This window comes from Azospirillum doebereinerae (genome assembly GCF_003989665.1).
In the GTDB taxonomy this organism is placed as follows: domain Bacteria; phylum Pseudomonadota; class Alphaproteobacteria; order Azospirillales; family Azospirillaceae; genus Azospirillum; species Azospirillum doebereinerae.
In genome coordinates, this window is the sequence record NZ_RZIJ01000011.1 from 202,949 (window position 1) to 211,033 (window position 8,085).

The 8,085-nt window shown below is 69.6% G+C and carries 4 protein-coding genes and 1 pseudogene; 2 read left to right on the top strand and 3 right to left on the bottom strand.

Features of this window, described 5'->3' with window-relative positions; all coding sequences use genetic code 11:
- Positions 1-112: 112 nt before the first annotated feature.
- On the top strand, positions 113-760 hold the full coding sequence (locus EJ913_RS15625; RefSeq protein ID WP_126999448.1) for a response regulator: 648 nt from the start codon (positions 113-115) through the stop codon (positions 758-760).
- Between the two features lie 119 nt (positions 761-879).
- Complete coding sequence (locus EJ913_RS15630) at positions 880-1,206, top strand: hypothetical protein (RefSeq protein ID WP_211098964.1); 327 nt, start codon at positions 880-882, stop codon at positions 1,204-1,206.
- A gap of 3 nt (positions 1,207-1,209) precedes the next feature.
- On the opposite strand, the gene EJ913_RS15635 is transcribed toward EJ913_RS15630, so the two are convergent.
- The 3 genes and pseudogenes from EJ913_RS15635 to EJ913_RS15645 all read right to left on the bottom strand — a co-directional run.
- Positions 1,210-4,695 carry a hybrid sensor histidine kinase/response regulator gene (locus EJ913_RS15635; protein WP_126999452.1) on the bottom strand — a complete coding sequence of 1,162 codons (3,486 nt, stop codon included), beginning with the start codon at positions 4,693-4,695 and terminating at the stop codon, positions 1,210-1,212.
- Positions 4,696-4,935: 240 nt separating this feature from the next.
- Positions 4,936-6,660: an MFS transporter gene (locus EJ913_RS15640; protein WP_126999454.1), complete on the bottom strand. Its 1,725-nt coding sequence runs from the start codon at positions 6,658-6,660 to the stop codon at positions 4,936-4,938.
- 304 nt (positions 6,661-6,964) lie between these two features.
- Positions 6,965-8,085 (bottom strand): annotated as a pseudogene (locus EJ913_RS15645) (NAD-glutamate dehydrogenase domain-containing protein); the annotation flags it as partial.

The window sequence follows — 8,085 nt, forward strand, 5'->3', positions numbered from 1 at the left end:
CGCGCCGTATCCTTTCTTTTCGTTGGGAAAAGTGACGCGCGGCGTTGGGCGCAGTTGTCAACGCGCGGCTGTGGGCCGATACTGCGGGCATGGTTTTCTTATCGGATTGTCCATGTCTCACCGCATTCTGATCGCCGACGACCACCCCCTGATGCGCACCGCGCTGACCCAGACCATCGGGCAGGCGATGGCGGGCGCCGAGATTCTGGAGGTTTCGCGGTTCGACCAGATCAAGCCGATGCTGGAATCCGGCGAGGCGGCCGACATCATCCTGCTCGACCTGCACATGCCGGGGATGAGCGGGCTGATCGGGCTGATGATGCTGCGCGCCGAACACCCGGCCATCCCGGTGATCGTGGTGTCGGCCTCGGAGGATCCGGTGACGGTCCAGCGCGCCATCGATTACGGCGCCTCGGGCTTCGTGCCCAAATCGGCGCCCAACACCCAGATCATCGAGGCGATCCACGCGGTTCTGGACGGCGAGCTGTGGCTGCCGGAGATTCGCGGCCTGGAGGCGGATGCTCCCGACCCGGCCCAGCGCGCCGCGACGCTGACCCCGCAGCAGCTCCGCGTGCTGGCCGGCATCGCCGAGGGCAAGCTCAACAAGCAGATCGCCTACGAGATGAACGTCGCCGAGACGACGGTGAAGGCGCATGTGACGACGATCCTGCGCAAGCTGGGCGTGCTGACCCGCACCCAGGCCGCCGTGCTGGCGAGCCAACTGGCGCTGGCCCCGGCCCCGCCGCCGCCGGTGGAGTGAGGCGGCTTTCCGGCTTCGTCATACGACATCGTATGAGGAAACACGAAGGACGGTGCCGAGCGTCTTTGGACGGCGTCGGCGGTGTCGAATCCAACGGGAAGGCGTGACGGATGCTGATCATGGTCGCCGGCCCCTACAGCTCGGGAAACGCCGACGCCGCGCAGCGCGCCGCCAACCTCAGGGTCCTGAACGAAACCGCCCTTCTTGTCTTCCGGCGGGGACACATTCCGCTTATTGGGGTGAACGCCGCGCTGCCCTTGATCGAGATTGCGGGGGAGGCGAGTTTTTCCGACATCATGATGCCGGTGTCGCTGGCCTTGGCGGAGCGTTGCGACGCCTGCCTGCGGGTCGGCGGGCCATCCAGGGGGGCGGACGAGGAGGTCGAGCGGTTCCGGAACCGTGGCCTTCCGGTCTTCACCAGCCTGGACGAAATTCCCGCTGCCTGACGCTCACCCCGCCATCCGCTGCCCCTCGGTCAGCAGTTGCCCTAGCAATGCCCGCAGCGCGCCCGGCCGCACCGGTTTGTAGAGCAGCCGGCAGCCCGCCGCCTCGATGTCCTCGCGCACGGCGGCGTCGCGGTCGGCGGTGACGACCGCCGCCGGGATGGCGCTGCCCAGCGTCCGGCGCAAGGCGCCCAGCGCCTCCACCCCGGTCAGGCTGCGGTCGAGGTGGTAGTCGGTCAGGATCACGTCGGGGATCTGGCCGTTCAGCCCCGACAGCGCCAGGGCGGGCGTCGCGGCGGTCACCACCCGGCAGGACCAGCTCGACAGCAGATCCTCGGTCGCCCGCGCGATGGCCGGCTCGTTCTCCAGGCACAGCACCAGCACGCCGCGCAGGTCGCGCACGCGGGGCCGCACGGTCACGGCGCGCACGGCGACCCGCTCGTCGGTCAGCGGCACCAGCACGGAAAAGGCGCTGCCCCGCCCGACCGTCGAGCGCACCTGCACCGGGTGGTCGAGGATCCCCGCCAGCCGCTCGACGATGGCAAGACCGAGGCCGAGGCCCTTGCCGCCGCGCTCGTCCGTCTGGTTGTTGTCGAGCTGGCGGAACTCCATGAAGATTTCCGGCACCTTGTGCTCCGGGATGCCGGGGCCGGTGTCCCACACCTCGATGGACAGGCACTCCCCGCGCCGCCGGCAGCCCAGCAGGATGCGGCCCGTCCGCGTGTAGCGCACCGCGTTGGCGAGGTAGTTCTGCAGGATGCGCCGCAGCAGCGCCGGGTCGCTGCGCACCGTCGCCGAGCAGTCCACCGTCCGCAGCCCCAGCCCGTGGCGGCTGGCCAGCACGGTGAACTCCTCGCCCAGCGGCTTCAGCAGTTCGTCGATGCGCATCGGCACCGGGTTGGGGCGGACGACTCCGCTGTCGATCTTCGACACGTCCAGCAGGTCGCCGAGGATCTGCTCCACCGAGCGCAGGGAGGCGTCGATTTGGCGGATCGCCGTGTCCTGGTTGCGCTCGCCCAGCGCCGACAGGAACAGGCGGGCGGCGTGGAGCGGTTGCAGCAGGTCGTGGCTGGCGGCGGCGAGGAAGCGGGTCTTGCTGCGGTTGGCGCGCTCGGCTTCGCCCTTGGCGTCGGACAGGTCACGGGTGCGCTCGGCGATGCGGCGCTCCAGCGTCTCGTTGGCCTCGCGCAGGGCGGCGGCGGCGCGGTGGCGCTCGGTGACGTCGGTGTAGACGGCGACGAAGCCGCCGCCCGGCATCGGGTTGGTGGCGATCTCCAGCACCGAGCCGTCCGGGCGCACCCGTTCGTACACATCCGGCCGGTTGCGGCGGCGCGGGTCGGAGCGCCGCGCGATCAGAGTCTCGATCTCGCCGTTGTGGCCGTACTCGCCGCGCCGGTCGATGAAGCCGACGATGGCCTCCAGCGAGGTGCCGACCTGCACGAAGCCGTCCGGCAGTTCCAGCAGCACGACGAACTGGTTGTTCCAGGTGGCGACGCGCCAGTCCTCGTCGAACACGGCGAGGCCCTGGGGGATGTTCTCCACGGTGGCGCGCAGCAGCTCGTGCTGCTTGAGGATGGCGCGCGACGCCTCGTCGATGATGGACCGCGCGTCGGTGCGCGACAGCCGCCGGTCCGACAGCAGCCCCGCCACCACCACGCGGGCCGAGGCCGAGCCGACCGCGCCGGCCAGCAGCCGCTCGGTCATCTGGATCGCCTCGCCGTCGCTGCGCGCGAGCAGGGCGGTGTTCAGGTCGCCGTCGCGGATGGCGGTGAAGCGGCGGAAGGCGGCGTCGGCGCGCGGCGCCCCGACGTAGCGCACCGCCAGATCGTGCAGGTCGGCCAGGGTCGCCCCGCGCGGGCCGTGCGCCTCGCCGTCCGAGGCCCGGCGCAGGCTCATGAAGCGGGCGGCCTGCTGCTTCTCCAGGGTGGAGGGGCGGGTCAGCAGCGAGATGACGACGAAGAGGAACAGGTTGGGGCCGAGGCTCCACAGCGCCGCGTTGGACAGCGGGTCGATGCCACCGATGCCGGCCAGCGCCAGGGGGCTGAGGCCGGTCAGGCCGAACGGCCCCTCCTGCAAGGCCCGCGTCGCCAGCCAGCCGGCGTCGGCGAAGGAGGGCAGCAGCATGGTGTAGGCCCAGCCGACGAAGCCGGCGCAGATGCCGGCGAAGGCGCCGGCCCGGCTGGCGCGGCTCCACACCAGCCCGCCGAGCAGCGCCGGGGCGAACTGCGCCACCGCCGTGAAGCTCATCATGCCGATGGTGGCCAGCGGGAAGGCCGGGCCGATCAGCCGGTAGCAGCCGTAGGACAGCAGCACCAGCACGATCACCGCCGAGCGTCGCACCGCCAGCAGCACGGCGGCCGGCTCGTCGCGCAGACGGCGGTCGTCGGGGCGCAGCGCCATCAGCAGCGGCACGGCGATGTCGTTGCAGATCATGGTGCTGAGCGCCACCATCTCGACCAGGATCATGCTGGTCGCCGCCGACAGCCCGCCGATGAAGGCGATCAGCGCCAGCCAGGGCCAGCCCTTTTCCAGCGGGATCGAGACCATGAAGGTATCGGCGTTGATCGCCCCGTCCGGGAACAGCATCAGCCCGGCCAGCGCCACCGGCAGCACGAACAGGTTGATGACGATCAGGTAGGCCGGGAACAGCCGCGCCGAGGAGCGCACGTCGCCGGTGTGGGTGTTCTCGACCACCGCGACGTGGAACTGGCGCGGCAGGCAGAGGATCGCCAGCCCCGACAGCACGCAGGCCACCCACCAGTCGGCGCCGATGTTGCCCAGACTCATCAGTTCGAGGAAACCGGGGTGGCTGGCGGCGGTCTCGACGAAGTTGGCCGGGTTGCCGAAGATGGCGAAGGCGATGGCGCCGCCGACCCCGATGGAGGCGGCGAGCTTCACCACCGATTCCGCCGCGATGGCCATCATCAGGCCGCGATGGTGCTCGTTGGCCGAGATGTTGCGCACGCCGAACAGGATGGCGAAGGCCGCCATCAGCAGCGCCGCCAGCAGCGCGGTGCCGCCGGGAAGCTGGCTGACCTCCGACCCCAGCGTGTCGCCGGCCAGGATCTCGAAGCTGACGCTGATCGCCTTCAATTGCAGGGCGATGTAGGGGAGAAGGCCGATCACCGCCGTGACGGTGACGAGCGCCGCGAGGCTGCGGCTCTTGCCGTAGCGCGCGGAGAGGAAGTCGGAAATGGAAACGACGTTCTCGGACTTCGCGACCCGGACGATGCGGGCCAGGATCGGCCAGCCCAGCCCGATCATCACGATGGGGCCGATGTAGATGGGCAGGAAATAGAAGCCGCCCGTCGCCGCCCGCCCGACCGCGCCGTAGAAGGTCCAGGAGGTGCAGTAGACCCCGAAGCTCAGCGCGTAGAGCAGCGGCGTGCGCCGGTCGCCCCCGCTGCCGGCGGTGCGGTCGCCGTACCACGCGATGGCGAACAGCGAGATCAGGTAGGCCAGCGAGGCGACGAGGACGAACCAGCTTTCCATCGGGCTTTTCGCATCCCTTGTCTTGGAGTTTTCTCCCTATGGGACGAGAGGGTATCACACACGAACGAAACGGGCGGAGGGAAAGCCCCTCCGCCCGTTTGTGGTGTGGTGGTCCGCCGGCCCCCTCCCCATCCCTCCCCGGCCTGCGGCGGGAGAGGGGGGTAGGATGCTTGTCGGGGTTCGGCGGAGTTCCCTCTCCCGCGAAGCGGGGGAGGGTTAGGGAGGGGGCAAGGCGTGCCCTCAATCGTGCTGGTAGATGTCCACGTCCTTGGTCTCGCGGACGAACAGCATGCCGATGACGAAGGTCGCGGCGGCGATGACGATCGGGTACCAGAGGCCGGAGTAGATGTCGCCGGTCGCCGCCACGATGGCGAAGGAGGTCGTCGGCAGGAAGCCGCCGAACCAGCCGTTGCCGATGTGGTAGGGCAGCGACATCGAGGTGTAGCGGATCTTGGTCGGGAACATCTCGACCAGCATCGCGGCGATCGGGCCGTAGACCATCGTCACGTAGATGACCAGCACCGTCAGCAGAACCACGACCATGAAGGTGTCGATGCGGGCCGGGTCGGCCTTGGCCGGGTAGTTGGCGGTCTTCAGCGCGTCGCCCAGACCCTTGTCGAAGGCGGCGCCGGCGGCCTTGGCGTCGGTCGGGGCGGCGGCGGGCGTGGCCGTCGACGGGCCGTGGCCGAGCGACACGGCGGCCGGACCCGAGGCGACGGCCGAGTAGGACGGGATCAGCGTCGAGCCGACCTTGATCGAGGCGACGGTGCCGGCCGGGGCGGCCTCGTTGGTGTAGGGGATGCCACGGCGGACCAGCGCGCTCTTGGCGATGTCGCAGGAGCTGGTGAACTGGCTGGTGCCGACCGGGTTGAACTGGAAGGAGCACTCGTTCGGGTCGGCGGTGACGACGACCGGGGCGGTGGCGATGGCCTCCTCCAGCGCCGGGTTGGCGTAGTGGGTGATGCCCTTGAAGATCGGGAAATAGGTCAGGCAGGCCAGCACCAGGCCGGCCATGATGATCGGCTTGCGGCCGATCTTGTCGGACAGCGTGCCGAAGAGCACGAAGCAGGGGGTGGCGATCAGCAGGGCGGCGGCGATCATCAGATTCGCGGCCTGGGCGTCGACCTTCAGCGTCTGGGTCAGGAAGAACAGCGAGTAGAACTGCCCCGTGTACCAGACCACCGCCTGACCGGCGACGAGGCCGAACAGGGCGAGCAGCACGATCTTCAGGTTGGGCCAGCGGGCGAAGGATTCGGTCAGCGGCGCCTTGGAGTGCTTGCCCTCGTCCTTCATCTTCTTGAAGGCCGGCGATTCGTTCAGCATCAGGCGGATCCAGACGGAAATGCCGAGCAGGACGATCGAGATCAGGAAGGGGATGCGCCAGCCCCAGGCGTTGAAGTCCTCCGGCGTCATCGCCACGCGGCAGCCCAGGATGATCAGCAGCGACAGGAACAGGCCCAGCGTCGCCGTGGTCTGGATCCACGAGGTGTAGTTGCCGCGCCGGCCGTGCGGGGCGTGCTCGGCGACGTAGGTCGCGGCGCCGCCGTACTCGCCGCCCAGCGCCAGCCCTTGCAGCAGGCGCAGCACGATCAGGATGATCGGGGCGGCCATGCCGATGGACGCGTAGTTCGGCAGGATGCCCACGATGAAGGTGGACAGGCCCATGATGAGGATGGTGACGAGGAAGGTGTATTTGCGGCCGATCATGTCGCCGAGCCGGCCGAACATCAGCGCGCCGAAGGGACGCACCGCGAAGCCGGCGGCGAACGCCATCAGCGCGAAGATGAAGGCGGCGGTCGGGTTGACGCCCGAGAAGAACTGCGCGGCGATGACCGCGCTCAACGATCCGTACAGGTAGAAGTCGTACCATTCGAAGACGGTGCCGAGGGACGAGGCGAAGATGACTTTCTTCTCCTCGGCCGTCATGGGGCGGACGGAGTCCCCCGTCGATGCCGCGTAGGCCATGTTTCAACACCCTCCCAGGGTTTCGTGTGCCGTGTTTTCGTTTGGAAGGCCCTCGGTTCGACGGCGGGGCCTATGACCGAGCACAGTCCTCGGTTTTCGAGGAGATTGTGTGGTGTCCAAACTATCCGTGTCACCCCCGACCTTGGTCGGGGGGCACGGGGAGGGTGGGGTGGTGTAGAGATTTGGGTTCGCCCCCGCCACGCCTGATAAACGTGGACAGAAGCCCTTCTCCCCTTGCGGGAGAAGGGCTCTCGTCAGCACTTGGTATCGCACGCCCGGAGTCGGGGATGGCGGGGCTTGGTCCTCACGCGCCGGTGGTAAGTCCGCGCAGTTGGCGGCTGGCGACGGTCAGCATCGGCAAATCGATGGTGGCCTGTGCGCGCAGCTCGGCGACCAGCGGCTCCACCCGGTCCACGGCGGCGGCGTGGGTGGCGACCCAGCCTTCCACCGAGGGCGTCTCCGCGTCCTGCTCCAGCACGCGGACGGTCAGTTCCATCTGGTGGGCGAACAGGTCGTCGACGATGGCGGCCACGGCTTGGCGCTGCCAATGGTTGTCGATCCGCGCCGCGACGGCCTTGTCGCGCAGCCATTCCAGCGCGAAGCGCCGGCCCAGACCGAAATAGACCGCGGCGACCTCCGGGACCGCCCGTCCCGTGCGGCCGGCGATGCGCACGAGGTCGGGGACCGCCGCCAGCACCGGCAGGGCGGCGACGCGGCGGGCCAGAGCCTCCGGCACGCCGTGGGCGGTGTGGCTCGCGGCGCGGGCGTCGAGGCGGGAGGATTCCTCGGCGTCGAGCACGCGGTCGAGGGTGCCGGCCAGGGTCTCCAGCCCCGGACGGAAGGTCGCGACCTCGGCGGCCAGATCCAGCGGGTGCGCGGCGTTGGCGAGGAACCACGCGACCGTGCGCTCCATCAGCGCCAGGATGTCCAACTGCAGGGCGGTCTGCGCCGTCGCCGGGACGCGGGTGTCGAGCGCGTCGATGGCGTCCCAGAGGTCGGAGAGGCCGAAGACCTCGCGCACGATGACGCAGGCGCGGGCGACGTCGGCGGGGCCGAGGCCGGTCTTCTCCATCGTCTCCTTGACGAAGGTCGGGCCGACCCGGTTGACGAGGCTGTTGGTCACCTGCGTCGCCACGATCTCCCGCCGCAGGCGATGCCGGCCGATGGCGTCCCGCTGCCCCTCCCGCAGGGCCTGCGGGAAGTAGCGCAGCAGGTCCTCCGCCATCGCCGGGTCGTCCGGCAAATCCGACGCCAGCAGGTCGTCGTACAGCGTGATCTTGGCGTAGGCCAGCAGCACCGCCAGCTCCGGACGCGTCAACCCGCGCCGTTCCGCCATCCGCTGCGCCAGCTCCTCCTCGGTCGGCAGATACTCGATGGCGCGGTTCAGCCGCCCGGCCTTCTCCAAGGCCCGGATGAAGCGCGCCT

Excerpts from the sequence above, each read along its gene's own strand:
- EJ913_RS15630 (WP_211098964.1), top strand. The coding sequence starts at position 880 with ATGGTCGCCGGCCCCTACAGCTCGGGAAACGCCGACGCCGCGCAGCGC.
- EJ913_RS15635 (WP_126999452.1), bottom strand. The coding sequence starts at position 4,695 with ATGGAAAGCTGGTTCGTCCTCGTCGCCTCGCTGGCCTACCTGATCTCG.
- EJ913_RS15640 (WP_126999454.1), bottom strand. The coding sequence starts at position 6,660 with ATGGCCTACGCGGCATCGACGGGGGACTCCGTCCGCCCCATGACGGCC.
- EJ913_RS15625 (WP_126999448.1), top strand. The coding sequence starts at position 113 with ATGTCTCACCGCATTCTGATCGCCGACGACCACCCCCTGATGCGCACC.